This window comes from Streptomyces cavernicola (assembly GCF_029968035.1).
Lineage (GTDB): Bacteria > Actinomycetota > Actinomycetes > Streptomycetales > Streptomycetaceae > Streptomyces > Streptomyces cavernicola.
In genome coordinates, this window is record NZ_JASCIQ010000004.1 from 82823 (window position 1) to 108205 (window position 25383).

Here is a 25383-nt window from a genome sequence, read left to right on the forward strand (position 1 = left end):
AGTCTGACAGAGTGTCATCAATCAAGGGATACGACACAGCTCCTCAATCGATCACGGATCACCTGACGTTCCCGCGTATCAGATGATGCTGGTGGCAAGGCACCGGACGAGACTGCGCTGGGTGTTGTTGTCGGGGCACCGGTCCAGCTCCGTGCGGTGTTCGTGGATGACCTGGACATAGACGGCGACGCTCTCGCGAAGCCGGCCGTGTCCTGCGGACTGGATGCGGACTGGCTGGGCACCTCAGGGCAGAGAAATCCATGGCACGTCGGCGGAGCCTGCGACGAGACTGCACAGGTGAGCGACTCCTGCCCCTGCCCCTGCCCCTGCTGCGGACACCGCGTACTGGGCGCGATGCCTGGCTCGTACGAGATCTGCTCAGTCTGCTTCTGGGAGGACGACGGGGTCCAGTTCCGCTGGCCGGCCATGGGCGGCGGCGCGAACAAGGTCTCCCTGATCGAGGCCCAGCGGAGCTACCAGAACTTCGGGGCCTGCGACGAGCACGGCCGCCGATACGTCCGCCCTCCGACCGAGGACGAGCCGCTCGACCCCGCCTGGCGCCCCATCGACCTGACACGCGATTCCTTCGAGGACTGGGACGCCGAGGACCGCGCCCCGTGGCCCGACGACCGCTCGGTGCTCTGCTGGTGGCTGCCCACTTTCTGGCGCCGGAACCACTCCGTGTCATGACCTCCCACATCGAGTCACTGGTCCAGCAGCTCGGCGGCAAGGCTCACAAGTCCTACGTCCCCCGAGCGGAGCTGGTCTGGATCCGCGCCGACGCCATACCGCCGTCGTCAACGGCCTGCTCTCCCTCAGCGGCTTCGGTCAGCTGACCGCCTTCGAGGTCTTCGAGGAGGTGGGCAATCCCCGTTGCGGCCCCGCTCCCATCGGCATGCTGGACAGCGACAACCCGACCGTCCACGAATGGGCGGCCATGGCCCTGCCGAGCCTGGAGATCGACGACGCGGGGCGGCGCTGTTGGGCTACCTGCGCCAGCAGCTCGGCGACCGCCATGCGGTTGTGCGCGTGCTGCCGGCGCAGGCGCAGCCCGGCAGGTAGCAGGTCAGCCGTCAGAGGGCCGGGCTGATGCCGGTGGCCGATCCCGGCGCGGTGGAGTTCGGCGGCCGTCGAGGTGACCGGCGCGGCGTGGTCGTCGTAGCCGGTGCCGAGCAGCTCCCCGGCGTCCGGGTCGTACTCCTCCCTGCGCAGCGAGCGCCGCGAGCCGGGAGTCAATCAGCTCGCCGCCCTGATGCACCATCAGGCCGAGCGCGTCAGCGCGTACGTCAGCGAACAGCTCGCTTCGGCCGGACTGAACGCGCCCGAGGCCGCCGTCGAGGACAGGCCCCGGTCGCCGCTCGGCCGGACCGAGGACGCCAAGCGGTGCCGGGATCTTACGGGCGAGGTCGGCGCGGTGCTCAGCGGGCACGACGCGGTCACCCGAGCCCCGTGGTATCCGTCGGAGCCAGGAGACGGGCTAGTGGTCACCGTGGAGGCCGCAGCGGAGACGTACGAGGTGACAGAGGACAGCCGCGCACTCCGGCACGTCGAACACACCGCACCTGCCGACGAGTTGGCTGGATGGTTCGCCGGGCCGCCCGAGTTCGGCGACGCCGACCCGTCGAGACTCCATGGATGGAGGCCGGTGCCGACCGGCTCACCATCAGCCAAGGCGGCCAGATCGTCCACCAGGGGCGCCACGCCCTGGCCCGCCCGGACACGGCCCAACCGAGGATCACCACCGCCGCGAGCGCCGACGGCGTCGGCCTGGCCGTCGCCCACGAACGAGAGTCGACGCCAACCGCACACGACGCCCTGCAGGCCCGGATCATCGCGTGGCGCCGAGGCCGCCGCCTGCCTGGGCGGCCCGAACGGCGTGAGGCGCGGTGAGCGAGCCCATGGCGGCGACCGCCCGACCGGCCGCGCCCGAAGACGAGCACAATGGGTGGTTCGTCACGGTTGCACTACGCCAACGACCCGCGTATCCGGCAACTCGCGCAAGCCCGTTGGCGGCTGAGCTCTGGAGGGCACCCGCGAGCAGTGGCTGATGCTCGGCAAGGACAACCCCGAAGCGCTGATTCCAAATTTTCACTCCCCAACTGGCCCCCGACTCACGGATGTTGGACCGCGCCCGCTTCACCGTCATCGGGAACGATTCAGGGTCTTCCCTTGGCCTCCCCGCTTCTCAAGCGCTCCAGCGCAGCACCGCGCCGAGGCCGCCCGCCGGGCCCTGCATTCCCTCGGGGACCAGGAGCACCTCGGCGTCGGCTGCCGCGGCGGACCGCAGCAGGGCGTCGTCCGCGCGTGCCGGCGCCGGTTTGCTGACACCCATGGCCCGCGCCTCGCCGCGCTGTACGGCGAGTTGGTCGACGCCGGGCCCGATCCAGACGTCGCGGCCCGCGTCGGCCCCGTTCTGGCCGAGGAGCAGTGTGCCGACCTGGTGGCTGCGGGCCGCGTCCACGACGGCCGGCACTCCTTCGGCCGCGTTTCCCGGGTTGCTGTCGGCACCGCGTGCGCCGTGCTCGCCGGGGCGGCCTCGGCCGGCCCGGAAACGGTTGAGGGCCTCTTCGAGGTGGGCCTGCGTGTACTGCTCGCAGGCCTGCGCGATCTGGCGATCCAGTACGGCCTTGGAGGCGCCCGGCGACCTGCCGCCGTTCTCGGCCTCCACGGTGACCGCCCGGAGCTGCTCGGGCAGCCGGTTGTACACGGCCCGGCGCTCGCGGGAGTCGCCGGTCAGGACGAGCAGCTGGGCGCCGTTCGAAGGCCATTGCCGGGCGAGCTCGTCCGCGATGATGTCGGCGGTCTCGTTCCAGGTGTTCTCGACCTTGTTCCGGTAGTGCCACTCGTGCCTGTCTGCGGGGACGCTGCGGTGTCCGCGGCCCCGCCACTCCTTGCCGTTCGCCGTGGCCACGGTCTGGCTGCGCAGTGTCTCGCGCAGCTCGATGTCGGCGCCGGTGTGGTCGATGTAAGCGACCAGGCACGTCGGCTCCTCACCGATGAGGGCGGGGAGTGGTGCGATGTGCGGCAGGAGTGACCAGGTCGCCTCGGTGGGGACCGGGGTCACGCCGAGTGGGATGTCGAGCACGACCTCGGCGCCCGTGGCGAAGAGGGCCCGGCCGGGAGGTGCCCCGGATGCCGGTTCGTGCGCGAGCCGGTCCATCACCGCCCGGCAGGTGTACGCGTTGGCGCCCCCGTCGATGAGCTGCGATGCGACGGAGCGCTCACGGAGCTTCTGCTGTTGCTGCGCGTCCTCGGTCGTGCGTGTGGTGTCGATGTACACAGAGGCCCAGGGGCCCAGACGTTCGAAGAGCGGTTTGAGGAAACCGAGTTCCATGATCTTCCCCCTGATCGGGGACAGTGCGTACTACCAGGTTAGGACGAGGCCGATGTACCGGCAGATCCCTGCTTGTGAAGAAAGCGGCGCAGGCGCGGCAAGGGGCCAGGTGTTGATCACCTCGTCCGCGGTCAGCCGACCGCGCTGTGCAGTGCCCACTCCGTAACGCAAGTACCCCAAGTGAAGCGTCGTGTGCGTGTCGGTGTTGATGGCGAACTTCACGCCGTACTCCTTGGCGGGCAGAATGCGCTCGTCGCTGAGGTCGAGCCGGTCGGGGTCCGAGTTGATCTCGCGAGCCGTCCCGGTGCGGGCGCAGGCGGCGGACACCGCGTCGAGGCCCACGTCTATGCCCGGCCGCTTGCCGATCTTCCGGGTGGTCGGGTGTCCGATGATGTCGACCCTGCACGGCTACCAGGAGACGCTTCCATAGGCCTAGGGCGTTTCTTCTGGATCACCTCGCTGACCAGATGAGGATGCCTGCGATGTGGAGTGCGGCGAGCTCGTCTCGACCGAGCTGGCCTCTGCAGTGTGAACTGTCGCTCGGCGAGGCCGGCGGGTGTCGAGCGGGCCGCCGGCCCAGGCCGGCTACGGCGCGGGGGTGTGGTGGACGACGGTGGTCTCGCAGGCCTCGGCGAATACCTTCAGGGCGTCGGCTTCGGCCTGGTCCGCGCTCAGGCCCCAGCGGAGCTTGGTGGCGGTCCACTCGGCGATGTAGCGGCACTGCGCGTCCGGGTTCGGGGGCATCCACTGCGCCGGGTCCTTGTCGGCCTTCTGACGGTTCGTCCGCGCGGTCACCGCCACGAGGGAGGCCTCGGCGTCCAGGTCGTTCGCGTACGCCTCCCGCCGCGCGGGAGTCCACTTCGAGGCGCCCGAGTCCCAGGCCTCCGCGAGCGGGGTCATATGGCCGACGGCGAGCTTGCCTGACTTGTCGACTTCCTGCCCGTCGTAGTACGAGGTCCACATGCCGCCGGAGAGCTTGCAGCCCGCCGCGACGTCCGGGGCCTCGACCGCCTCCGCGACAAGGACCTCCGCCCGGGTGTTGCAGCCGTCGTCCGCGTCCAGGCCGGCGTTCCAGTGCTTGAACTTGCTGCGGGTGTACCCCTGGCGGGATTCCTCAGCGACAGGGATCTGCCCGACCGCGTCTTCAAGTGCCAGTACTCCGGCGGCGCCGGCCGACGGTGCCGCGGCAGCCGGGGACGGCAGAGCGAGAGGGGTCAGGGCGAGAGGGGTCAGGGCGAGGGCGAGCGCGGCCGAGCCACGCAGCAGCTTCTTGATCACGACCGAAGAGGTACCGGCCGCCGGCCGACCCCCAGCCCAGGTTTCACACATGCCTCAGCCGCACGGGCGAACAGGTTCACCGGGGAAACGATCCTCTCAACTCCGCTCACCAGCAGGGCGGGTGACCTGGAAGACGAGCCCGGCCCGGCGTTCCGCTCTGCCCGAAGACGGCACGGAGCCGAGGCCGGCTTCCTCGGCCCTGTGAGCAGCGCCAAACTTCGTTGAGACGCACGCGTGGTGGGCCTACCGCGGCACCCTCAACCCGTCGCAGGCAGCGCGGGCACGCGGGGCCTGCTCGTGCGGGTGGCGCGGGGAACCCGAGTGCGGACACGCTCTTTCGGGCGCGGCCGAAAGAGCGTGCGAGGCGACGAAATCGTTCGTAGCGTCACTGGCGATCTGTTGTACGGAGATGCGTCGCCCCTGGGGGGGAAGCGGCGCGGAACAGGGGGATCAGATGCGTGCACGACGACTGTTCGTCACGGCGGCCGGTACCGGAATCATGGCGTTTGCCGTCGCGGGGACCGCTGTGGCCCAGCCGACCGGGGCGTCGAGCCAGGACCGGCTCACCCGTACAGCCAAAGAGGTTCGGCCCATGGGTGACGGGTGCACCTTCTGGTGGTGCGGCACCGTCGGCAATGAGGCCAATACTCGCGTCAAGATCTGCGAGTCCTGGGGCAGGGACGGCACCAACCAGGCCTACCAGAAGAAGGCGGCCTGCAAGTCCGGCCGCACCTCGTATGTGAAGCCCGGACAGACCCGCGGCATGGACACCAACGAGGACCTGGACGCCCTCTATGTACCGAAGGGCAAGACGTTCAAGGGCTCCTACGTATGCACGTTCGGCGGCTCGAAGGGCAAGATGACCTGGACCCACAAGAAGAGCGGCTGGTGGAAGTTCGGCACCGACTGTGAGGTGCTCATCCGCTCGATTTCCTGAGGGCCGTTCACATCCCCGGTGGGTCAACGCCTGGCGTCGGACGCAGCTCCGGAGTGGCGTGCTCATGCTTTGAGCATTCAGGCGTTCCGCTTGCGCAAGGAGAGGTCGTAGCTGTCGTTGGGCGCCCGCCGGGGATGACGTGCACGGCACCAAGTCGGCTCCTGCCCAACCGGGTTGCGCCGGCCGACGTCGCGCCGCGTCTGCTCGCGATGGTCCGCTCGAGGCGGCCAACGCCCCACGCGACGGTGCTCGTCGAGGTGCCGGCGCCTCGGGCGGCTGATCGACTGCACCCCGCTGCCGTGCGCCGCTTCGCGGGCGACGGGGCTTGAGGAACATCGGCACAAGGCTGCGCCCGACGACTTCGAAGCCCCGCTGGCAACACGCTCCGAGACTGACCGAGACTCGTTGCTCGCGCGCACCACGAAGCGTCTGCTGGTCAGACGGGATCGGTGAACGAGATCGGCTTGCCGGTGGCGCGGGCGTATGCGATCTCCCTGCTCGTGGACTCGCCGATATACCCGCCGGGGTTGACGACCAGAACCCGGTCAGCCAGGTCGATCTTGCGGAGGTGGAGGGCGTCCAGCACGGTCTTCTGCTCGTTGGTGATCAACTCGTCTGCTTCGCCCGGCGCGACGACGATGACACCTGCGACGGTCAGATCACGGTTCGCCGCACGCATCTCGTCCACGAAGCGGGTAGAGCCGCAGATGCAGACAATCTCAGGTCGGTCGGGCACGGCTCAGTCCTTCGGTCGAACGGCAGCCTGAATCCGCCGCCTGTCCCGTACGCGCTCCCCCACCCCCTCCGCGATATAGCCAACTCATCGTGGCATCAGCACAGTTCATGGACCAGATCGCCTTCGGGCACCCTCCCGCCGACAATGAGCCCCATGGACCAACTGCTGCATCTCGACCGCACGCTCGATGAGCTGGACCCACCCCGCTGGGCGCCTCCGGGCTCTGACGCAACCCATTTGGTGCGCAAGGTGCATGAGTTGCGGCGGGTTCCGCTGGGCGAACTCAGCCCGGCGGACCTGCGTACCCTCGTGGCTCAGCAGGTGGCGTTGCCGTACGTCCTTCCGCTCGCAGTGCGCTTGCTGCTTGAGGAACCGCTGCTCGACGCCTACTTCTACGAGGGCGACCTGCTGCTTGCCACCGTGAAAGCCCCTGCTTCGGCCTGGGCCCTGTTCCCAGACCTCCAGGCGGGCTTGCGCACCGTGCTCACGACCTTGCCGGAAGGCGTGGTGGCCAGCCTGCCCCGCGGCGCCGCCGAGGAACTCGCCCGCTTCGTCACCCCAGCCTGAATCGCACCGACCAGGGCAGCTTTTCCGCCCTCCGGGGGACCGCCTATGCGTCGTCGGCCCGCTGCCACTCGTGGGGGCTGCCGAGGTAGCGGTACAGGTCACCGGTGTCCGGGTTGGTGGCGAAGAGGCTGCCGTCGGCTGTGCTGATCCGGCCCGCGGGGCCGCCGATCTTCGTCCAGGCGTCGTCCTTGCCGGTCCATTCGTAGACGCCGCTGAGGTCGGGCGACAGGCCGTAGAGCCGCCCGCCGCTCACGACGAACGACCTGCCGGGACCTCCGATACGGATCCATGTGTCTGGGCGGCCGCTGAACCGGTGGATGTCACCGCTGTGGGGGTTCGTGGCGAAGAGGCCGCCCGCGCCCGCGAAGAGCCTGCGTGCCGGGCCGCCGATGCGCTGCCACTTGGCGCCGAGTGCGCTCCACCGGTAGACGGCGCTGCGGTCCGCGGCCAGGGCGTAGACGCGCCCGCCGGCCGCGACGAAGGAACCGAGGGGGACGGGCTTGCCTTGTGGAGTACGGGCGGTGGTGGCCGGCTTGGACCTGGGCTTGGGGTTGGGGTTGTGGTCTGGGTTGGGGTTCGGGGGTGTTGCGGGTGGCTTCGGTGCCGGGGTGGCGGGTTTTGGGGCGGCCGGCTTCTGCGGGGCTGACGGGGCGGAGTCGGCGGCCTCGCCTACGGGCTCCTCGACGACCTTGTCGTAACGCAGAGCTGTGTATGCGGAGAGCGGAGGGCCCGCGAGGCGGTCGGCGTTGAGGCTGCCGAAGGCCTTGTGGGCGGGGCGCGAGCGGTTGCTCTGCTGGTAGTAGTGGAAGGTGCCCTCGGCGCGGTTCTCCCAGCCGCCGAACAGGACCACGTGGGACGGCGAGTTGAGGATGTCTCCCGGCTTCAGCTCAGTGAACGAGATCCTCTCGGCTACGCTGCCGAGGCTGCGGGTCGTCAGACTCCGGGGCAGCTGCCAGGCCATGGAGACGAAGCCGGAGCAGTCCTGTCGGTAGGCGCCGCCGGTGGTCTCGTCGGACCACCAACTGAACGGCGCCTGGAGCCCGTTGGAGCTGAACGGCACCTTCTGGTCGACCCATGACCTGGCACGGGCGACGATCTGCCGACGGGTCACCTTCCCGCCGGGTGCGGTGTGGGCGCCGAGGGTGCCGGTGGAGACGACGGGGCGGGCGCTCGCCTGGGCGGTGTCGGCCTGGGCGGGCGTGGAGGAAACGGCACCCGCCGCGAGGACCCAGACGACGAGCGCCGGTGCGCAGCGCCTGATGGACGTACGAATTCGAGACAAGTCAGCTCCCGGTATTGGACGAAAACCGATCACGGCCTGTTTTCCCGCGTGAACCTGGTGTGGGGCGTGGAGAGTTGGCGCGGCGGTCAGCGTGGAAGGCCCGCTGCCCACCTTGCTCGGCGGGGTGGCCGGCCGGGCGGCTTGGGCGCGAAATTGCAGGCCACAGTGGTGTGAGGGGGTGGACAACGGGGGTTGTCCACGGACAACGGGAGGGACATGGCCAGAGCAGGGCGACCCCAGGGAGCGCCGAAGGGAGCGAGTGCAGCGGCGAACGAACTCGCCCGATTTCTACGGGACTTGACCGACGGGCTGGGCGTACGGGAACTCGCCGAGCGCTACAAGGACGACGCCGGGCGGGGCGGCCGCACGGTGTGGAGCGAGTACCGCTCGGGTGCCCGCCTCATCCCGCTGGGGCGTCTGAACCTCGTCGTGAAGGACCGGGTACGCGATGCGAGAGGCCGCCAGGAAATGCTGGCCAAGGCGCGCCGCCTGCACGACGCGGCGCTCGCGGCGGAGGCGGAGACCGCCCCCGCACCGGGTGCCGAGGAATCCCTCCGGCAGGCACAGGCTGACCTGGAGTCGTCACGCCGCTTGGTACAGCGTCTCCTGGGCATCATCGACAACCTCCAGCAGCAGAGCCCGGCCGTGGAGCAGGCGGCGTCCGGGGAGACCCGCCAACTGGACCAGGTCCGGCGACAGTTGACGAAGGCTCAGGACGCCCACGAAACCGCGACGCGAGCCGTGGCGGACATCCAGGCCCGCCTCCGGGACGGCGTGGAGGAGGAACAGCGGGAGCCGGACAGGGCCGAGGCAACGGCCGAAGCAAAGGCCGAGGCGAAGACAGACGCCAAGACAGACGCCAAGACAGAGTCAGGGGAAGAAGCCGAGGCAGAGCCTGAACCAGAGGCCGGAGCCGAGGTCGCCGATGATGCGGCGGGAACAACCGGCAAGGAAGAGCGCGGACCGGCACCGCACCGGGCCGGCCGCTACCGGCGCGCCCTGATCGGTGCGAGCACGGTCGCGCTCCTCGTCGCCGGTGCCGCCGTCGCCGGGCTTCTTCACCAGCATCGGGAGACCGCGGGCGCGCCCCCGAAGCAGCCCGGCGCCACCCCCACCGCCAAGACACCGTCGGGAGCAGCTCGCACACCCCCCACCCCCGGACCCGGCGTCTCCGCCACCGGACCAGCGGTCATCGGTGACCCGGGACGGGACCGGAAAGGGCCCGCCGATGCTTCCGGTCCGCTCTACGCCGTGAGTCTCGACCGGAGCAAGGTGCTGCGCTGGACCGGCGAAGGTACCGAATGGGCCGAGGTCGGTGGCGTGGCGGGCGAGATTTACGCAGGGGGTGCCGGGGTCTTCGCCACCGACCCCGTCGACGGGCGGATCTTCCGCTACGACGGGGCCCCGGGCACCTGGACCTACATCGGGTCCGCAGGGGCCGAATTCGCCCTCGGCGGGGAGAAGTTGTACGCGCTCACGCCAGGGCGCGACGCCGTCATGCGCTACGACCGCGCCGCAAAGAAGTGGACTCCCATCGGCGGGCCCGCCGGGCACATCTACGCCGGCGGTGCGGGGCTCTTCGCCACCCGGCCCGGCGACGGACATCTCATTCGCCGCCAGAGCGACGGCACCTGGACCCGCATCGGCAACCCGGGAGCGAGCTTCGCCGTCGGTGCCGACGACCTCTACGGCCTGTCCCCCGACCGTAAGAGCATCTTCCAGTGGACGCGCAGAGGCGATGTGTGGACCCGGATCGGTGGTGCCGCCGACTCCCTCCACGCGGGCGGCGCAGGCCTCTTCGCCGTCGACTCGGCCACGGGTCGTATCAAGCGGTACACGGGCACACCGGAACGTTGGACAGACATCGGCCCCAAGAGCGCCATGCTCAGCGTCGGCGACCGGCATGTCTACCGCCTCGCCTCCGATCGCCGCACCCTGTGGCGCTGGACGGGCAACGGGACCGAGTGGACCCGCGTCGGCGGCTCCGCCGCAGCCATCGCCAGCACGGACTGAGGACGCGGTACGAGGCGGGCACGGCCCGCGAACGGGATGTGGGCGGAAGGTGTGCGGGCCGGGAGGGTTCCCGGCCCGCACACCTTTCAGCTGGTCAGAGCATCACCCCTGCCCACAACGGCACATGATCCGAATGCAGTGCCTGCGTCGCGTCCGACCACCGCACCTCCACCGACGGCGGCACATACAGCGCGTCCATCTTCATGCCGCTGTTGTGGGTCGCCTCGCCGGAACGGCAGTACGTCGAGGTCGGCCAGCCCGCCGGGCCCCGGACCAGCTTCGTCTCGCGGATCTCGTTGCCGCAGGGGCTGTTGGCCTCCTTGAACTCTCCCTCCGCGTCCCGCTGGTAGCCCGGCGCGTAGAAGTGGTCGGCCGTCGCCGACAGCGGGTCGTCGTTGAAGTCGCCGCCGAGCAGCTTCGTGTACCCGGGGTACTCGTCCCGCAGGATCTCCCGAGCCCTGGACGCCTCCGCGATACGCAAGTCGCGGTCGTCATGCGTCAGATGTGCCGAGCAGGCGACCAGCCGTCTGGTCTCGGACCGTACGCAGAGCATCTCGCGGCGCTCCTTCGTCGCGTACTCCGTCGCGCGTTCGTGGTCACCGGCCGCCCTGAAGCGGTCGATCACATCGCCCGTCAGCTCGTGGGACCGGACCGTCGGGGACAGAACCGACGAGGCCAGGGACGGGGAAAGCGCCGACGGGGAAGGCGCCGACGGGGACAGGGCATGAGGCGACAGGGCGGATGGCGCCCGGCTGCCGGCCGCCGCGAAGACGTCCTTGCGGACGATCACCGCGTTGCCGAACGGCACATCGCCGTGCCGGCAGGTCGCGCCGCTGAGGTCGCCTCGCCGTACCGCGTCGAAATAGACGGCGTACTCACCGGACAGCCGGTCGCGGAGCGTGTTGCTCCAGTCCTCGCAGCCTTCCTGTACGGCGACGAAGGCCGGCCGCCGCTCCTGGACACTGCGGACCAGCGCCTCGGGCGCTTCCACTCCCTTCACCCCGTGCTCGGCGTTGCCGCCGGCCATGTTGAACGTACCGATCTGGTACTCGGAGGCCGCGAACGGCTCGCTCGCGCCGGACGGGGCCGGGAAAGCCATGACAGCGGCCAGCAGCATTGCGGTCAGGGCAAGTGCCCTGCGGGTGCAGGTACGCATGGGTTCCCTCACCAGCCGCTGACCGGTTCGACGACGCCCTTGAGGATCGAGTGGTCGCTCAGCCGCTCGCCGAACCTCGGAAGCGTGAACAGTCCGGGCAGGCCCTCGACGGTCCCGGGATAGTCCACACTCGCGCCGACCAGGTCCCACCCGTAGTCGCTGAAGAAGACGTGATCGAGCTTGCCCTCCGGGTGCGTGGCACGCTGCAGGTTGACATCGGCCTCGAAGTTCCCCTCGTACAGCGGCTGCAAAGGCCGAGTGTCCGGCCTGGCGTTCAAGTCGCCGCCGATGACGGTCCGGTAGCCCTGGGCCTGGAGGTGGAAGGTCTGGTCGCGGAAGTTCCACCCGCTGCGGACCCGGCTCTCCTCGTCCGGATCAGCCACCTTGTTGAGGAAATGGCTGCTGCAGGCGAACAGCAGGTTGCCGGTGTCCTTGATGCAGGCCGCGCCCTGCCTGACGTCCTGGACGAACGACATGTTCTCGCCGTGGAGTTCACTGCCGGGCAGCTTCTTCATGGCGACCAGGACTCCGGCCTCATCGGTGGGCGGGCCGCCCGGCGGGACGTTCCGCTTGTCGGCGGAGCACAGGTTCACCTTGTGGAGGTCGTCGGCCCGGTCGGTGGGGCCCACGAGGTTCCCCTTCTCGTACCTGGGCACCACGGGGGCGGCGCGGAACTGCACCTGCCAGCCCTCCCCCAGCCGCTCCTGCAAAGGCTCGGCGTGCAGCCCCCGACAGACCTCCTGCAGCATGACAACCGCCACACTCGGATCGTCCTCGACCGCCTCGACGACCAGGCCGACCTTCTCAGCCGGCTTCTCCCACGCCGTGCACCCGTCCCAGGCACCACACATGTTCCAGCTCAGCACCGAGACGTACTTCGGCAGCCGAGGGACGTCCGCGGCACTGGCCACCCCACCGGGGGCCAGCAGCACCGCTGCGAACAGCGCGACTGCCACCACACGGCAGACACGCGAACAACGACAGAGAATCCTACGCACCACACAACCTCCGAAGGTCGTTGCCAACAGGTGCGCACACCTTCCGGGAAACCGCCGTTGTCCACCGGCCACGACCGCGAATCCGCAGGCCGGCAACAGGACAACCCCCATTGACCACGGACAACGACCGCAGACTCCCGTCCGCCCAAGCGCGACCACCACCTCAACCGGCAGGGGCCCATCTTCCGCAGCGTGCGCGAGCCGCGCTTGAAGTGCGAACGGCCTTTGCTGCAGGGGCTGTTGTGTGCCGCGAACTTGCCGCCGCTCCGGCGTTGTCGGTCGCCGGTGCTAGGGGGCGTCTCTCCGATCTTTGCGGATCAGGCCGCGGCGTCTGGTGCGTGCTCTCGGCGTGCGCCCGGATCTCCCTCGTACTGGACGTACTTGGGTGATTCGGGCGTGCGGCGATGGGGGTACCTCCCTGCTCGAGCGCAGCCGAGAGCTTGGGGGAGCGTGCCAGGCGCCGCGGACCCGCAAAGATCGGGGAGACGCCCCCTAGCGTCGCCCGTCACGGCCAACCGTTCGTACCCCTACTCCGCAGACACGACTCGTCCTGTGCTCGATGGTCCCGAGAAGTGACAGCACTACTGCACGCTCCAGCGGTGCGGATGCGAGCGGGTGGCGGGGCAGGAGAAGACGTTCAACTGGCCCCAACGGCCCACGGCGACCTCGGTCGGCAAGGCGGATCGGTGCGCGGGCAGGTCTCGGTCCTCGAGCGGTTTCCAACTGCCGTTGCCGCCGTCCCACTCACGGCTGTCGATCGTCAGCAGCAGGTCCATCGGTGCGCCGCAGGCGTGGCAGTCCATGGGCGAGGGATCGGTCACGTGCCAGGACGCGAAGCCTCCGACGCGCCAGCCGGGCGGAATCGACAGGTCGTACTGGTAGGCGGGCGGTCCGGGTGCGTCGTCCGGCGCAGCCGAGGCCTCCTCCTCAAGGGCTTCCTCCCAGGCGTCGATCCGAGCACACAACTCGTCGGGAAGCAGGCCGGCGAACGGATACGTGGTCACCTGCTCCGGGTGCAGCACGCAGGGTTGCGGCACGTACCCCTCGAAGCCCACGACGGCCGGCCGGGGCGGTGCGGGCAGCATCTCCGTCACCTCCGAGGACCGGTGCCATCGGAGGTCGAGCGACATTCCGTATCCGGTCCTTCCGTGCCGGTCGAAGGGGCACCAGAACACCTGGAGCAGATCGGCGCCGTCCGGGCCCGCCGGCAGGTCGGGGAGGTCACGCCGGTAGAACTGGGCGACGCCCAGCATCGGCAGCGGGTCGGTGTCCGCCAACCCGGCGACGCGGTGTTTCTGCGCCAGCTCCTTCAGAAGTGCTCGCTCCTGCTCCGTCGGGCCGGCGTCCGGGGCGCGGTCCCAGGCCGCTGCGAGGACCTGGCGCTCCCGGTGGATGTCGGCCGGGCGCCGGCCGGCGCCCCGCGCGTGCGGCTCGGTGCACACCGGCCACGGTTCGTCTCTCGGCCACAGCAGGGGCCCGCCCACGGAACTGGACGAGATATCTGGGCTGCCCGGCCGCGGGTGCAACCGAGTGGTGGTCCCGCGGTAGGCGGCCAACTCGGGGAAGAGCGCCTCGACATCGAGCGGGCGTGGCGGCGTGGTCCTCGTCATGAACACGACCCTAATCACCGACAGGCCGCAGCCACCGGCCTCATCCGTGACGCCGACGGCTCGGATGTCGACGACGAAGTCGAGGTGGCGCCCGGACCCGAGCACCTCATCACGGTCGACCACCACAACGACGAACGCCCGTCTACCCGTTGAGGAACGTGATCCGGCCGGGGGCGGGCGGGGCGAGGGGAGTCTCCGCGCTGGAGTGGGCCTCCAGGTAGTGGACCAGCGCGTCCAGGTCGATCACCTCGCCGCCCTCGCGGTCCGTTCCCTTGGTGAACGTGGGGAAGCCGTCGCCGCCGCCGGCGAGGAAGTCGCTCACGGTGACGCGGTACTTCGCGGTGGGCCGCACCCGCTCGCCGTTCACCTTGACGGTGTCCGTCAGGACCCGGTCGGCGCCCGTACGGCTCATGTCGAGCGAGTAGCGGAGCTTCGAGGAGAGCTGCAGAATGCGAGGGTTTCGCGCGTTCAGGCCGGTGAACTGCTCCTTCAGGACGTCGAGCAGCTGCTCGCCGGTGAGCGTCATCGTCGTCAGCGTGGTCCCGAAGGGCTGGGTGCGGTACGCGTCGGCGTACGTGATCGCTCCGTCGCCCTTGTGCACGAGGTCGGCGCGCAGATCCCCCGGGGTGAGGACGGCCACCTCGGCCTCGTAACCGCGGGTGGCCTCCACCTGCGCGTCCGCAATCAGACTGCCGAGCGGGGTCTCCTTCGTGGTGGCGCCGCGGCCTGGGATGTCGGCCGAGATGTAGCCGACGGTTCGGTTCGCGACCGTCGCGGAACGCTCGCGCCAGGTGTCGATGAGCTTGTTCATCGCGGGCTGCTTCGGGGTGCTGACGGGCACGGCGTGGTTCTGCGCGGTCACGGTGCGGCGGACGACGTCCCCGCTGTCGTCCAGGTCGAAGCGCAGCTCGGTGAAGGAACGGCCGAAGGAGTCGGCCTGCGTCACCGTCCGGGGCCTGCCGGCGGGGTCGGTGACGGTGCACTCGTACGACGCGTGGGAGTGGCCGCTGACGATGAGGTCGACCGCGCTCGTCGCCCGCTCGGCGATCTCCTTGATCCGGCCGCGCAGCTGGGATCCGGGCTCGTCGGCGTCGCAGTTCCCGCCGCCCGCCGCCCCGTTCTCGGCCTCGCCCTCGTGGATCAGGAGCACCTGGGCGTCAACTCCCTGCTCTTTCAACTCCTTTGAGTAGCGTTCGACGACGGGGATCTCGTCGTGGAACTCCACGTCGCGGATCTGGGCGGCGTTGACCGCCTCGGGCGCGTCCTTGGTGATCAGGCCGATGAACCCGATCTTCTGTCCGCCGGGCAGCGTCTTGACCGTGTACGGCCGCAGCAGCGGATCGGTGCTGCCCTTCCGCGTCACGTTGGCGGCGAGATACGGGTAGTCGGTGCCGTCGTACGCGCCGCCGGGGGCACAGCCGTCCTCGGGGTGGCAGCCTCCGTACGCCATGCGCTTCAGCTCGTCCGGTCCCTCGTCGAACTCGTGGTTGCCCACTGAGGTGACGTCGAGCCCGAGTTGCTCCAGAGCGTGGACGGTCGGTTCGTCGTGGAAGAGCGCGGAGAGGAGCGGGCTGCCGCCGATCATGTCCCCGGCGCCGACCGTCAGGGAGTTGGGCCGGCCGGCGCGGGACTTGTCCATCAGCGTGGCCAGTTGGGGCAGTCCGCCCGCCTGTACCGGAGCTCCGCCACCGCGCGCGACCTGCCCGGCCGGACCCTCGACGGGGTCGAGGTTGCCGTGCAGGTCGTTCAGGGCGAGGAGTTGTACGGGCACGCCGGCGCGCGCGGCCGGGGCCGGGGCCGGCGCGACAGCGGTCGCGGAGTCAGTCGCGGATGCGGCGGGCACGCACAGGGCGAGCCCGATCGCGGCCGCCGCATATCGAGAGAAGCGAGGGCGCAGGCCCTTCGAGGTTTCGATCACGCCCTGACGTTATGTAGTCACGCAGAGTAATGACGTTGGACACACCGCACCTCTCCCAACTGGTCTGACCACCGCGAGTGAACCGACCGCCGCCGAGCCAGGTCGTGCACGCCCCTTGTTGCCCCGCGCACCCCGCACTACGCTCCTCTCACCCCTGAATTGCTAAGCGCTTAACCAAAATCTCTGAGCAGGAGGCGCCATGGGACAGGTCGTGGACGACAGTTCCGGGTCGGCGGAGCCAGGGCAGGGCGGCCCCGGGCGGCGATGGTTTCTGAGGTCGTCGGCCGTGGCCGTCACCGCGGCGGGAGGGTTGGGCACGTCACCCTCGTACGCCTCTGCCGTGCCACCGCGCGAACGGCCGGAGACCGGCAGCAGCAGGCTCGTGCTTCTCGGCACTCTCGGCGGGCCGCCACCGGAGCCGTCTGCGACGGGCATCGCCACCGCCCTGGCCGTACGGGACCGGGTCTACGTCATCGACTGCGGTCGCGGCGCCGTCTCCCAGTACGTCCGGGCCGGGCTGAAACTCTCCCGGCTGCGCGGCCTCTACGTCACACACCTGCACGCCGACCACGTCTGCGACCTCCACGACTTCTTCCTGCTCGGCGGCTTCGGCCCGAACGACGCGGGCGACCGCGTGCGCGAACCCGTACCGGTGTACGGCCCGGGACCCGCGGGGGCGCTGCCGCCAGGGCGGCCCGGTGCGCCGGTGGTCTGCCCGGACGAGCCGACGCCGGGGACCGCGGCGCTGATGCGGCATCAGGTCGCGGCGTTCGCCTACCAGACCAATCTGTTCATGCGGTACTCGAACATCTCCGACCCGCGCGAACTGATGGACGTCCACGAGGTCGAGGTTCCCGTGGTCGGTGCGAGTGCACTCGGGGAGACGGCACCGGACATGGAGCCGTTCCCGGTCTCGGACGACGGAGTCGTGCGGGTGACGGCGACCCTCGTGCCGCACGGGCCGGTCTTTCCGTCCTTCGCGTACCGCTTCGACACCCCGGACGGCTCGGTCGTCTTCTCCGGGGACACGGCCGCCTCCGGCAACGTGGAGCGGCTCGCCCACGGAGCCGACGTACTCGTCCATGAGGCGATCGACCTGGAGGCGCAGCGAGCGGCCGGGACGCCGCCCGAAGTCCTCGCGCATCTCGCCGAGTCGCACACCTCCGTCGACGAGGTCGGGCCCCTGGCCGAACGGGCCGGCGTCTCGACGCTCGTGCTCAGCCACCTCATGCCCACCGGTGTCCCCACGTCGACCTGGTACCGCCGGGCCCGCCGCGGCTTCACCGGCAAGGTCGTGATCGGGAAGGACCTCATGGAACTCCCCCTCCGCGCCTGACCAACGTGCACCCCGGCCGTGCCCTTGCCTGGGCGCGGCGGTGTGCGGCCTGCGGTGTGCGGTGTGCGGTGTGCGGTGAGGTCGAACTGGTCGACGGGTGCGGCCAGTTGATCTCGATGCTGCACAGCGCCCAGCCGGGCCTGCTACCCGCTCCGGTGTCCCGTGCCGGTGAGACGGTCGGCTTCGGCGCGGATGCGAGACCAGGCATGGGCGATGTGGTCGGCGGTGGTGGCAGTGCCGCCTGCTGCCATGCGCAGGGTGAAGCGGCCGTTGACGTCGGTGCTGCTGAGCAGGATGTCACCGCCGGCGTTGAGGCGCTTCAGGAGCTGGGCGTTGACGGAACAGTCGGCCCGCAGGCGGAAGCAGACCAGGCCGAACGGGCTCGGGGCGACGACCTCGAAGCGATCGTCGCCACGGACCAAGTCGGCGAAGATCCGGGCGAGTTCGACGCCCCGGCGCAGGTGGGCACGGAGGCCGTCGGCTCCGTACCAGCGCAGGGTGAACCACAGTTTGAGGGCGCGGAAGGGGCGGCCGAGCGGGATCTGCCAGTCCCGGTAGTCGGGCGCCTGCCGCGGGTCGCCGGTCACCTCCCGCAGATAGCTCTGGGTGACGGTCATGGCTTGGGTGACCGCTGCCGGATCGGCGAACCACATGGGGCTGCATTCGAAGCCGGTGAGCAGCCATTTGTGGGTGTTGACGCTGTAGCTGTCGGCGTGTTCGAGGCCGTCGTTGATCCACCGCAGTTCGGGGCAGATCGCTGCGACACCGGCGTACGCGCCGTCGACGTGGAGCCACACGTCGTGGCTGCGGCAGATGTCGGCGACGGCCGGGAGGGGGTCGATCGCGGTGGTGGACGTGGTGCCGATGGTGGCGATGGCGGCGACCGGTGTGAGGCCCGCGGACAGGTCTGCTTCGACGGCCTGGCGCAGCAGGTCGGGCCGCAGGGCCTGAGTGTGCGATTCGACGGGGATGCGGCGCAGTTGCAGGTCCCCCAGGCCGCTCAGGCGCACGGCCTTGTGTACCGAGCAGTTGGCCTCGGTGGAGGTGTAGACGGTGTAACCGGGGCCGCTTCCGTGGTTGCGCCACTGTTCGCCGGCGCGGCGCCACAGGGCCGCGGTCAGGGCGACGAGCATGGCGGAGGAGGCGGTGTCCTGGATGACTCCGCCGCGGGTGAAGCGGTCCGGCAGCGCCATGAGGTCGGCGAGCCAGTCCATGACCCGTTGTTCGAGCTCGGTGGCGGCCGGGTTGGTGGCCCAGGCCATGCCCTGGGCGTTCAGCCCGGCGGTGAGCATCTGCGCCAGTACGGCAGGGCCCGAGGTGGTCATGGGGAAGAACCCGAGGAAGCCCGGGTGCTGCCAGTGCGCCATGCCGGGAAGGATCAGCGTGTCCAGGTCCTGCAGGAGTGTCCCGAAGTCCTCCCCTGTCTCCGGGGCCTGTGCGGGCAGCCGGTCGGCGACCTGCCCCGGAGTGACCGGCGGAGTGACGGGGCGGCTCGGCAGGTCCTGCCAGTAGTCGGCGATCCAGTCGACCACGGCATGGCCGCAGCGGCGGAATTCCCCCGGCGACATGTGGCTCGGGCCCACGCCCGTACTGCCGGCGCCCACTCCCGTACCGCTGTCGGTGGCCGTGGGGAGGTCGGGTCCGCTGCCGCCCGAGGGGGTGGGGCGGCTCGTGGGGAGGGGCACGGTCACTCACCTGGTGTGCTGGTCGGTGTCGGCTTGCGGGAAGTGGGCCCGGTAGGCGGCCCGATGCTCCGGGGTCCGGTCGAGGAAGACGTGGTCGGAGCGGACCATGTGGCGTACTGCCAGCAGCGGTACGGGGCTGCGCAGCGGGCGGAACGCGGGGTTGCGCACACCCGGTGCGGAGGGTGGGCCGTCGTGGAACTCGCCGATCATCAGCCCCTGTTGGGCCACGGAGGTCTTCAACTGCCGCTGTGTGCCCTCGATGAGCTCTGCTTGACGGCTCCGCGGCACGGTGGGGAACGCCGCCAGCAGGGCGTGGTCGGCATCGGCGCCGCAGGATCGGTCGAACCAGTGCACGTAGCCGCGCATGATCCGGGTCAGCTCTCCCACCTCGCTCACCGGGTACGGCCACACCACGCCGTACAACGCTTCCCGTTCCAGGGCGCGCACGGTGTAGGGGCATACCGGTCCGTCCCGCCCCAGGTCCGGGTGCGAGTGGCAGAGGTACTCGCGCACCCACTGCTCCAATGCCTGCCACACCCCGTCGCCCCACGCGTCCCCTTGATGCTCACTCAGGAGCCGGGGAGCACACCACTGCTCAACCTTCATCGAACTCGTCGTGGGGCTCGTCGGTGGTGTAGAAGGTGACCGCCGAGGCGATGACCTCGTCGACGCTGACCACCCCGTCGCCGTCCGCGTCGACTCGCGCCGCGTCAGCCGGCGCCCCGGACGCGGTGGCCCCCATCGCCCGCAGCATCCGCGCCCATTCGGCCACGTGCACGGTGCCGTCGCCGTTCACGTCCGCGATGTCCACGACGGCGGTCGCCCATGGGCGGATCACCTGGGTGAACCCGTCCGCGTCGCCCCGCAGCCGTGCATGGGCGGCGCGTACGAACTCCTCCCGCGTGAGGGCGCCGTCGCGGTCACTGTCCGCCGCCTCTGCAAGGCCGGTGAAGTAGTGGCGGGCGCCCTCCACCAGCGCCTGTCCCTTCGGGGACCGCTCGGGCAGGTCGTACTGGCCGAGGATTCGCCTGGCCATGCCCTCGAAGTCGCTGATGGTGACGTGGCTGTCGCCATCGCTGTCGAACGTGGCGAAGCGTGCCGCCAACTTCTTCCCGTACGCGTCGTTGTCCAGCGCTGTCATGCCGGCCTCCAGAAGATGCGTCGACTTGAGAGCCGGCAGGGCCGACACTCACCCCCGCCCCATCGTCACACGATGTAGCGATTTACTTACTGTCTGGCATCACCCATCCGGGGCTCGCGGCGGACCTCGCCGGCCGGGGCCGCCTGGCGCCGCCGCCGTCGAGCGGCCGGCAGCGGGCGTGTGCACTTGGACGCGGCCCGGATAATTTCCGAACGGGAATTACCGACGGGTGTCCGGTTCACGCCATGGCGATTACCTGCCGCCCTTTTCGCTGGACGGGCGGCGACAGAAACGGTGAACATATTCCAGGAAGCGGACGTGGATTCCGCCTCTCCTCCCGTTGAAAGGTTTTCTGTCATGCACTGGCTCTACCTGGCCATCGCCGTCGCGTTCGAGATCACGGTGGCGTTGTCCGCCGGCAAGGCCGAGGGGTTCACCAACCGCAAGTGGACGGCGGCGACGCTGATCAGCGGTGCACTGGCGACGTTCGCGCTGAGCAAGGCGCTGCTGACGTTCAACGTCGGCGTGGGGTACGCGCTGTGGACCTCGGTGGCCGGAGTCGGCATCACGCTCCTCGGCGCGCTGCTGTTCGGCCAGCGCCTGAGCTGGGGCAAGGGGATCGGCATCCTCGCCGTCATCGGCGGCGTGGTCGGTCTCCAGCTCAGCGGCGGCGCCTGATCCCCGCCTCTCCGTCCGCCTGCTCGTCCGCCCGTATCCGACTCCCCCGTACGCGAAAACCCGAAAGGACCTCCCTTCTCATGTCTGCGAACAACCAGTCCTCGGCCCGCTCCTGGCTGATGCTGCTCCTGGCCGGGGCGTTCGAGATCGTCTACGCGCTCGCCGTCGGCGGTAGCGAGGGCTTCACCGTGCCGACCTGGTCGCTGGTCGGCATCGTGTTCTTCCTGTTGACCTTGTGGGCGTTGAGCATGGCGTTGCGCACCATCGACGTCGGCATCGGCTACGCCGTGTGGGCCGGCATCGGGGCGGTCGGCGCGGCCGTGCTCGGCCCGGTGTTCTTCGACGAGACCCTGACCTTCGTGCAGTACCTGTGGCTCGGCCTGATCATCGCCGGTGTCGTCTGGCTGAAGCTGGCCGACAGGCCCTCCGCCGCCGAGGAGACCGTCGACCAGCCGCGGCAGGCACAGGCCGTCGGCGTCTGACCCCGCGACGGCCCGAACGGCCGTGACGCGCAGCAGGAGCCATGCCCCGGTGTTTACGCCGCACCGTGACGCCGGGGGCCTTGGCGGATTTCCCCGCCAAGCCCTTCAGTTTCCTCAAGTGATAATTCCGACGCCGCCGAGATATTCGCCGTTTTGATACTTCGCGAACGCAAATAACGTACGGGGTAATTCTTTATGTTCCACACGGGGCGTCAGTCGAGCAGGCCCAGTTCCTTGGCGCGCATGCCGGCCTCGAAGCGGCTTCGGACGCCCAGCTCCGTCATGGCCTTGGCGACGAGCCGGCTCAGTGTGCGGGGCGAGATGTCCATCTGCCGGGCGATCCGGTCGTCTTTCATCCCGATGCTCATCAGCTGCAGTGCGGTGAGTTGTTCACAGGTCAGCGTCTCGGTCATCGTCGCGCCGACCGGTGCGCTGGAGGCCCAGCTGTGCTCGTACATCTCGGCGAGTACCGCAACGTCCCCCGGCTCGCGGAATACCTGTTCGCCCCGCCGCCCCGGTTCGGCCCCCCTTGCCAGCACCACGCACTCGCGGTCGATGACGGCCGTGAAGACCTGTCGCACCGACATGAGCCGGCACAACACCCCCAGGTCGGCGGCCCGTTCGAAGTGGGCGTCGGCCCCGTCGAGCGCCGCGAACTGCCGCGGATACAGGGCGCGCACCTTGACGCCCGCATTGCGCAGCACCTCGTACCGGGCCTCGGTCTCGTCCGTCGAGGTGGGCAGCGCATGGGCGAACCACGCCTCCCGGCGCGCATCGAGGATCAGGTCAACCCCCGAGGCGCTCCGGCGAGCGGCCACCTCGGGCGTCTGACCGGCCACCTTGGGCGTCCCTGCGGGCAGCCGCATTCGGTGCCGGCGGATCAACTGCAGTACGCGGACCTGTGCCGCCTCGATCTCCTCGAGCTCGTCACAGCTCAGCGTGGGCGGCAACGCCGGATGACCCATCGTGTGACCCCTCCCTTTTCGGCCTGAGCGCAGCGCGATCCGCCCGTCCGCGCGCCGACTCCCGTCAGCGCGCGGACAGTTGATCGTTCAGCGCCCCGGCAACGTAACAAAAAAAACGCTCGCTATGTTAAGCGTAAGGTTGCCTTCACACCCCCCTCCCGGACCGACCATGAAGGGCTGACGATGCGCCAGGAACGCGCTGTCCACACCCGGCACCGCCTCGTGCGGGCGGCCGCGGGCGAGTTCGCGCGCAATGGCGGTGCCGGTACGTCGCTGGGCCGGGTCTGCGCCGCGGCCGAAGCGACGATGGGGGCGCTGACCTTCCATTTCCCCACCAAGCAGCAGTTGACGGACGCCGTACGCAAGCAGGGCCTCGACACCACTCGCGCCGCCGCGAGAGCGGCCGTCCGGCCGGGCCCGCGCCTTCAGTCCGTCATCGACATCACGCACACCGCGGCTCTGCTCCTCCAGGACAACGTCGTCGTGCGCGCCGCGAACCGACTGTGCCAAGAGGGTCCGGACGGGCGGCAGGAGTGGTACGCCGCATGGCTGGGCATCGTGCGCACGCTGGCCGAACAGGCGGCCAAGGGCGGCGAGTTGAACGCCCGGACGCAGCCCCGGCAGGTGGTGCTCCTGGCGGCCTGCTTCGTCGCCGGCATCGAGACCTCCGCCGCCGCCGTCGCCATCGGCCGGGGCTCGACGGAGAGTTCGCGCCGGCAGCTGGTCCAGCTGTGGCAGACAGCGATCCCTTCGGTGGCGGCGGCCGAGCTCTGCCAGGCCCTTTCGCCCGACTCCTCGGTGCACGGCGCCGGTGGAGGACGGTGTGCGGCCGACGGCCACACACCCGTAACATAAGGAACGTTTGGTTTCTTCCGAAAGGTGGCGGGTGCAACATGAGGGCGCTCAAGCAGGATCGCGCCGAGCAGACCCGGCAGCGGCTGCTGCGTGCGGCCGCCGAGGTGTTCGACGAGCTCGGCTACGCCGGCACCAGCGTCACGAAGATCGTCCAGCGCGCGGGCGTGACCCCCGGCGCGATGTACTTCCACTTCAAGTCGAAGGACGATCTCGCCCGCGCGGTGATCCGCGCCATGCCGGACACCGTTCTCCCGCTGACGGAGGGCTCTGGGCTGCAGCACCTGGTGGACGTGATCCTCGTGTGGTCCCAGCAACTGCAGCACAATCCCATGATGCGCGCGGGCGTCAGGCTCGTCGTCGAGCAGAGCGCGTTCGGGCAGTCCGACGCCTCGTCCTTCCGCGACTGGGAGCGGATTCTCACCGAATCTCTCGTCAAGGCACAGGAGTTGGGCCAACTGCGGGACTCGGTCGTCCCGGAGGAGGTCGCGCAGCTGGTGCTCGGCGCCACTACGGGCATCCAGCAGTACTCCCTGATCGCCTCCGGCCGTCAGGATCTTCCGCAACGTGTCGAGAGCCTCTTCCGCATCCTCGTGTCCGGCATCGCCCCCGAGGAAGTGGCCGACATGATCGACGCCTCGGTGGAACGCGGCATTCGCCTGTACGAGGCCGGGCCTCAGTGAGTGTGTGAGGGCGGGTGGTGCGGCCTTGCCCGGCACCCGTCCCCCAATTACCGCTTGCCTTACAGGAGTTGACGCTTGATGTCGCACCCGACACCAAGCGGTCCGGCCGCGGTCGGGTCGCGGCGGCGCCCGTAGCCGAGCGGGAAGTGGTCGTCGCCGTAGAAGCCCCAGGTGAGCCCTGGACGTTCGGCGTCCGCGCGGAAGACACCCTGGCGCTGTCCGCGCCGCGCGATCCGGCGGACCGTGTCCTGCCAGCGGTCGTAGTACTCGTTGTGCGCTGCGCGGAGTTCGGGACGCAACGCCGCCTCGGCCCAGTGCTGCAGCCGGATCGACCACTCGTCGCGGACCTGCCCGGGACGCGGCAGCTGCAGGTCGATGAGTTTCAGCATCCGCCCGTGCGCGTCGTCGATGGCCCGCAGTTCCGCGCTCTGCCGCGCGAAGGCCTGGCTCACGCAGTGCTTCAGCGCTTCGGCGAGGACGTCGTTCTTGCCCGGGAAGTGGTAGCGCACCGTTCCTGTGCTGGTGCCGCAGGCACGCGCGATGTCCGCGATGCGCACAGAGTGAGAGCCGCGCTCGGCGATGAGCTGCCAGGTCGCCTCCAGAACGCGGCGTCGCCGGTCGTCGTCCCCTGCGCCGGGGCCGGGTCCGTTTCCGGCGCCCTCGCATGGTGGGGCATCGGCAACTCCCTTGGCAAGAGCGGAAATCGACCTCCGCACAGCCCTTGACGAGTGTTGTGTTGCGATGGCTGACTGACGCATCAGTCACCCGCAACAGCAACAGTCCGCAGACCTCAGGAGGCGCTGTGCGCATCAACTCCCCCCTGCCGTACGCCGGCGTCCTCAGGCCGGACGTCCATGCCGGTCGAACGGCGCTGGTGACCGGCGGCGGAACCGGCATCGGCCGGGCGACGGCCCTGGCTCTCGCGGCGGCCGGTGCGAGGGTCCTGGTGTGCGGCCGACGGTCCGAACCGCTCGCGCGGGTCGTCGAGGAGATCGAGGCCTTCGGCGGTGCGGCCCTCGCGATGTCCGCCGACATCCGGGACCCCGAGCAGGTCACCGCGGTGGTCGACCGGGCGCTCGGCGCCTTCGGCCGGATCGACGTCCTGGTCAACAACGCGGGCGGCCAGTTCTCCGCCCCCGCCGAGGAGATCACCCCGAACGGCTGGCGCGCCGTGCATCGCCTGGCCGTCGACGCCACCTGGGCCATGACCCGGGAAGTGGCCCGGCGCGCGATGATCCCGCAGGGCGGTGGCGCGGTGTTCTTCATCGCGTTCTCGCCGCGCCGCGGCATCCCCGGATTCGCGCACGCCGCCGCGGCGCGGGCCGCGGTGGAGAACCTGGCCGCGGGCCTGAGCCTGGAGTGGAGCCGGTACGGCGTCCGTACGGTGTGCGTGGCTCCCGGCACGATCGCCACGGACGGGCTCGACGGCAACTACTCCGCCGAGGACCGCGAGCGCTGGGCCCGTTCCGTGCCGCTCGGCCGCCTCGGCACCCCGGACGACGTGGCCGGCGTCCTCTCCTTCCTCGCCTCGCCGGGCGGCGCGTACGTCACGGGGACCACGGTCGTCGTGGACGGCGGCGCGGACGCGTGGGGCGCGGGCCATCCGGTGCCGGACCTCGCGGAGCAGCCGGTGCCCGAGCCGGCGTGAGGCCCCCTCGGTCACCCGAGGGGCCACTTCCGCGCCGCTCCGCCGTCGCCCTTCAGGCCGTACGCAGCACTCCGTACGCCTATA

Annotated in this window: 26 protein-coding genes and 1 pseudogene; 12 read left to right on the top strand and 15 right to left on the bottom strand. The window is 70.0% G+C overall.

Annotated features, from left to right (window positions below; genetic code table 11):
- The first annotated feature begins 297 nt into the window (after positions 1-297).
- Together QIS96_RS05285 and QIS96_RS05290 are read left to right on the top strand one after the other, a co-directional pair.
- A complete protein-coding gene (locus QIS96_RS05285; protein ID WP_282541187.1) occupies positions 298-690 on the top strand; it encodes a CPCC family cysteine-rich protein in 393 nt (130 codons plus the stop codon).
- Positions 687-836, top strand: coding sequence for a hypothetical protein (locus tag QIS96_RS05290; protein WP_282541188.1), 150 nt, complete (start codon positions 687-689; stop codon positions 834-836). Before QIS96_RS05285 ends, QIS96_RS05290 begins: the two co-directional genes overlap by 4 nt.
- Here QIS96_RS05290 and QIS96_RS05295 read toward each other — a convergent pair.
- A complete protein-coding gene (locus QIS96_RS05295) occupies positions 829-1236 on the bottom strand; it encodes a hypothetical protein (protein WP_282541189.1) in 408 nt (135 codons plus the stop codon). The genes QIS96_RS05290 and QIS96_RS05295 overlap by 8 nt on opposite strands.
- 399 nt (positions 1237-1635) lie before the next feature.
- On the opposite strand from QIS96_RS05295, the gene QIS96_RS05300 reads away from it, so the two are divergent.
- Positions 1636-1890 (top strand): hypothetical protein, encoded by a 255-nt coding sequence (locus QIS96_RS05300; RefSeq protein WP_282541190.1) that lies wholly within the window; start codon positions 1636-1638, stop codon positions 1888-1890.
- Positions 1891-2185: 295 nt separating this feature from the next.
- Here QIS96_RS05300 and QIS96_RS05305 read toward each other — a convergent pair whose 3' ends face one another.
- From QIS96_RS05305 to QIS96_RS05315, 3 genes and pseudogenes are all read right to left on the bottom strand, one after another.
- Positions 2186-3334 carry a baeRF2 domain-containing protein gene (locus QIS96_RS05305; RefSeq protein WP_282541191.1) on the bottom strand — a complete coding sequence of 383 codons (1149 nt, stop codon included), beginning with the start codon at positions 3332-3334 and terminating at the stop codon, positions 2186-2188.
- Between the two features lie 38 nt (positions 3335-3372).
- Positions 3373-3733 (bottom strand): annotated as a pseudogene (locus QIS96_RS05310) (DNA polymerase/3'-5' exonuclease PolX); the annotation flags it as partial.
- Positions 3734-3919: 186 nt separating this feature from the next.
- Positions 3920-4612, bottom strand: coding sequence for a GmrSD restriction endonuclease domain-containing protein (locus tag QIS96_RS05315; protein WP_282541192.1), 693 nt, complete (start codon positions 4610-4612; stop codon positions 3920-3922).
- A 454-nt stretch (positions 4613-5066) separates the two neighbouring features.
- On the opposite strand from QIS96_RS05315, the gene QIS96_RS05320 reads away from it, so the two are divergent.
- Positions 5067-5549: a hypothetical protein gene (locus QIS96_RS05320; protein WP_282541193.1), complete on the top strand. Its 483-nt coding sequence runs from the start codon at positions 5067-5069 to the stop codon at positions 5547-5549.
- Between the two features lie 436 nt (positions 5550-5985).
- On the opposite strand, the gene QIS96_RS05325 is transcribed toward QIS96_RS05320, so the two are convergent.
- Positions 5986-6285: a hypothetical protein gene (locus QIS96_RS05325; protein WP_282541194.1), complete on the bottom strand. Its 300-nt coding sequence runs from the start codon at positions 6283-6285 to the stop codon at positions 5986-5988.
- Positions 6286-6438: 153 nt separating this feature from the next.
- Here QIS96_RS05325 and QIS96_RS05330 point away from each other — a divergent pair, with 153 nt between their 5' ends.
- On the top strand, positions 6439-6852 hold the full coding sequence (locus QIS96_RS05330; protein WP_282541195.1) for a contact-dependent growth inhibition system immunity protein: 414 nt from the start codon (positions 6439-6441) through the stop codon (positions 6850-6852).
- A gap of 43 nt (positions 6853-6895) precedes the next feature.
- Here QIS96_RS05330 and QIS96_RS05335 read toward each other — a convergent pair whose 3' ends face one another.
- Complete coding sequence (locus tag QIS96_RS05335; protein ID WP_282541196.1) at positions 6896-8134, bottom strand: hypothetical protein; 1239 nt, start codon at positions 8132-8134, stop codon at positions 6896-6898.
- A 297-nt stretch (positions 8135-8431) separates the two neighbouring features.
- On the opposite strand from QIS96_RS05335, the gene QIS96_RS05340 reads away from it, so the two are divergent.
- Positions 8432-10147 carry a hypothetical protein gene (locus QIS96_RS05340; RefSeq protein ID WP_282541197.1) on the top strand — a complete coding sequence of 572 codons (1716 nt, stop codon included), beginning with the start codon at positions 8432-8434 and terminating at the stop codon, positions 10145-10147.
- Between the two features lie 94 nt (positions 10148-10241).
- Here the strand turns inward: QIS96_RS05340 and QIS96_RS05345 are convergent, their stop codons facing one another.
- From QIS96_RS05345 to QIS96_RS05360, 4 genes are all read right to left on the bottom strand, one after another.
- A complete protein-coding gene (locus QIS96_RS05345) occupies positions 10242-11264 on the bottom strand; it encodes an endonuclease/exonuclease/phosphatase family protein (protein WP_282541198.1) in 1023 nt (340 codons plus the stop codon).
- A 47-nt stretch (positions 11265-11311) separates the two neighbouring features.
- Entirely contained in the window at positions 11312-12259 is a 948-nt protein-coding gene (locus tag QIS96_RS05350) for an endonuclease/exonuclease/phosphatase family protein (RefSeq protein ID WP_282541199.1), read from the bottom strand.
- Positions 12260-12882: 623 nt separating this feature from the next.
- Complete coding sequence (locus tag QIS96_RS05355) at positions 12883-13911, bottom strand: hypothetical protein (protein WP_282541361.1); 1029 nt, start codon at positions 13909-13911, stop codon at positions 12883-12885.
- 142 nt (positions 13912-14053) lie between these two features.
- On the bottom strand, positions 14054-15829 hold the full coding sequence (locus QIS96_RS05360; RefSeq protein WP_282541200.1) for a bifunctional metallophosphatase/5'-nucleotidase: 1776 nt from the start codon (positions 15827-15829) through the stop codon (positions 14054-14056).
- A gap of 340 nt (positions 15830-16169) precedes the next feature.
- Between QIS96_RS05360 and QIS96_RS05365 the strand changes: the two genes are divergently transcribed.
- On the top strand, positions 16170-17165 hold the full coding sequence (locus QIS96_RS05365; RefSeq protein ID WP_282541201.1) for an MBL fold metallo-hydrolase: 996 nt from the start codon (positions 16170-16172) through the stop codon (positions 17163-17165).
- A gap of 143 nt (positions 17166-17308) precedes the next feature.
- Here the strand turns inward: QIS96_RS05365 and QIS96_RS05370 are convergent, their stop codons facing one another.
- The 3 genes from QIS96_RS05370 to QIS96_RS05380 are packed head-to-tail and all read right to left on the bottom strand — an operon-like array spanning position 17309 to position 19991.
- The gene (locus tag QIS96_RS05370; RefSeq protein ID WP_282541202.1) at positions 17309-18850 is read right to left on the bottom strand and encodes a pyridoxal phosphate-dependent decarboxylase family protein; all 1542 of its coding nucleotides are present in this window, start codon (positions 18848-18850) and stop codon (positions 17309-17311) included.
- A 6-nt stretch (positions 18851-18856) separates the two neighbouring features.
- Positions 18857-19456, bottom strand: a complete 600-nt coding sequence (locus QIS96_RS05375) for a DUF6875 domain-containing protein (protein ID WP_282541203.1) — start codon at positions 19454-19456, stop codon at positions 18857-18859.
- Positions 19446-19991 (bottom strand): EF-hand domain-containing protein, encoded by a 546-nt coding sequence (locus QIS96_RS05380; RefSeq protein WP_282541204.1) that lies wholly within the window; start codon positions 19989-19991, stop codon positions 19446-19448. Before QIS96_RS05380 ends, QIS96_RS05375 begins: the two co-directional genes overlap by 11 nt.
- Before the next feature lie 357 nt (positions 19992-20348).
- Here QIS96_RS05380 and QIS96_RS05385 point away from each other — a divergent pair, with 357 nt between their 5' ends.
- Entirely contained in the window at positions 20349-20669 is a 321-nt protein-coding gene (locus QIS96_RS05385; protein ID WP_282541205.1) for a DMT family transporter, read from the top strand.
- 80 nt (positions 20670-20749) lie between these two features.
- Positions 20750-21151 carry a DMT family transporter gene (locus tag QIS96_RS05390; protein ID WP_282541206.1) on the top strand — a complete coding sequence of 134 codons (402 nt, stop codon included), beginning with the start codon at positions 20750-20752 and terminating at the stop codon, positions 21149-21151.
- Between the two features lie 212 nt (positions 21152-21363).
- Here the strand turns inward: QIS96_RS05390 and QIS96_RS05395 are convergent, their stop codons facing one another.
- On the bottom strand, positions 21364-22116 hold the full coding sequence (locus QIS96_RS05395) for a helix-turn-helix transcriptional regulator (RefSeq protein ID WP_282541207.1): 753 nt from the start codon (positions 22114-22116) through the stop codon (positions 21364-21366).
- A 183-nt stretch (positions 22117-22299) separates the two neighbouring features.
- Here QIS96_RS05395 and QIS96_RS05400 point away from each other — a divergent pair, with 183 nt between their 5' ends.
- Both QIS96_RS05400 and QIS96_RS05405 read left to right on the top strand, forming a co-directional pair.
- On the top strand, positions 22300-22971 hold the full coding sequence (locus tag QIS96_RS05400; RefSeq protein ID WP_282541208.1) for a TetR family transcriptional regulator: 672 nt from the start codon (positions 22300-22302) through the stop codon (positions 22969-22971).
- 38 nt (positions 22972-23009) lie between these two features.
- Positions 23010-23651: a ScbR family autoregulator-binding transcription factor gene (locus QIS96_RS05405; protein ID WP_282541209.1), complete on the top strand. Its 642-nt coding sequence runs from the start codon at positions 23010-23012 to the stop codon at positions 23649-23651.
- A gap of 59 nt (positions 23652-23710) precedes the next feature.
- Here QIS96_RS05405 and QIS96_RS05410 read toward each other — a convergent pair whose 3' ends face one another.
- Positions 23711-24253 (bottom strand): TetR/AcrR family transcriptional regulator, encoded by a 543-nt coding sequence (locus QIS96_RS05410; RefSeq protein WP_282541362.1) that lies wholly within the window; start codon positions 24251-24253, stop codon positions 23711-23713.
- A gap of 200 nt (positions 24254-24453) precedes the next feature.
- On the opposite strand from QIS96_RS05410, the gene QIS96_RS05415 reads away from it, so the two are divergent.
- Positions 24454-25299, top strand: a complete 846-nt coding sequence (locus tag QIS96_RS05415) for an SDR family oxidoreductase (protein ID WP_282541210.1) — start codon at positions 24454-24456, stop codon at positions 25297-25299.
- Positions 25300-25383 lie beyond the last annotated feature (84 nt).

Bases quoted from the DNA above. Each gene is read 5' to 3' on its own strand.
- QIS96_RS05290 (WP_282541188.1), top strand. From the start codon at position 687: ATGACCTCCCACATCGAGTCACTGGTCCAGCAGCTCGGCGGCAAGGCT.
- QIS96_RS05300 (WP_282541190.1), top strand. From the start codon at position 1,636: ATGGAGGCCGGTGCCGACCGGCTCACCATCAGCCAAGGCGGCCAGATC.
- QIS96_RS05305 (WP_282541191.1), bottom strand. From the start codon at position 3,334: ATGGAACTCGGTTTCCTCAAACCGCTCTTCGAACGTCTGGGCCCCTGG.
- QIS96_RS05320 (WP_282541193.1), top strand. From the start codon at position 5,067: ATGCGTGCACGACGACTGTTCGTCACGGCGGCCGGTACCGGAATCATG.
- QIS96_RS05330 (WP_282541195.1), top strand. From the start codon at position 6,439: ATGGACCAACTGCTGCATCTCGACCGCACGCTCGATGAGCTGGACCCA.
- QIS96_RS05345 (WP_282541198.1), bottom strand. From the start codon at position 11,264: ATGCTGCTGGCCGCTGTCATGGCTTTCCCGGCCCCGTCCGGCGCGAGC.
- QIS96_RS05355 (WP_282541361.1), bottom strand. From the start codon at position 13,911: ATGACGAGGACCACGCCGCCACGCCCGCTCGATGTCGAGGCGCTCTTC.
- QIS96_RS05375 (WP_282541203.1), bottom strand. From the start codon at position 19,456: ATGAAGGTTGAGCAGTGGTGTGCTCCCCGGCTCCTGAGTGAGCATCAA.
- QIS96_RS05380 (WP_282541204.1), bottom strand. From the start codon at position 19,991: ATGACAGCGCTGGACAACGACGCGTACGGGAAGAAGTTGGCGGCACGC.
- QIS96_RS05385 (WP_282541205.1), top strand. From the start codon at position 20,349: ATGCACTGGCTCTACCTGGCCATCGCCGTCGCGTTCGAGATCACGGTG.
- QIS96_RS05390 (WP_282541206.1), top strand. From the start codon at position 20,750: ATGTCTGCGAACAACCAGTCCTCGGCCCGCTCCTGGCTGATGCTGCTC.
- QIS96_RS05395 (WP_282541207.1), bottom strand. From the start codon at position 22,116: ATGGGTCATCCGGCGTTGCCGCCCACGCTGAGCTGTGACGAGCTCGAG.
- QIS96_RS05400 (WP_282541208.1), top strand. From the start codon at position 22,300: ATGCGCCAGGAACGCGCTGTCCACACCCGGCACCGCCTCGTGCGGGCG.
- QIS96_RS05405 (WP_282541209.1), top strand. From the start codon at position 23,010: ATGAGGGCGCTCAAGCAGGATCGCGCCGAGCAGACCCGGCAGCGGCTG.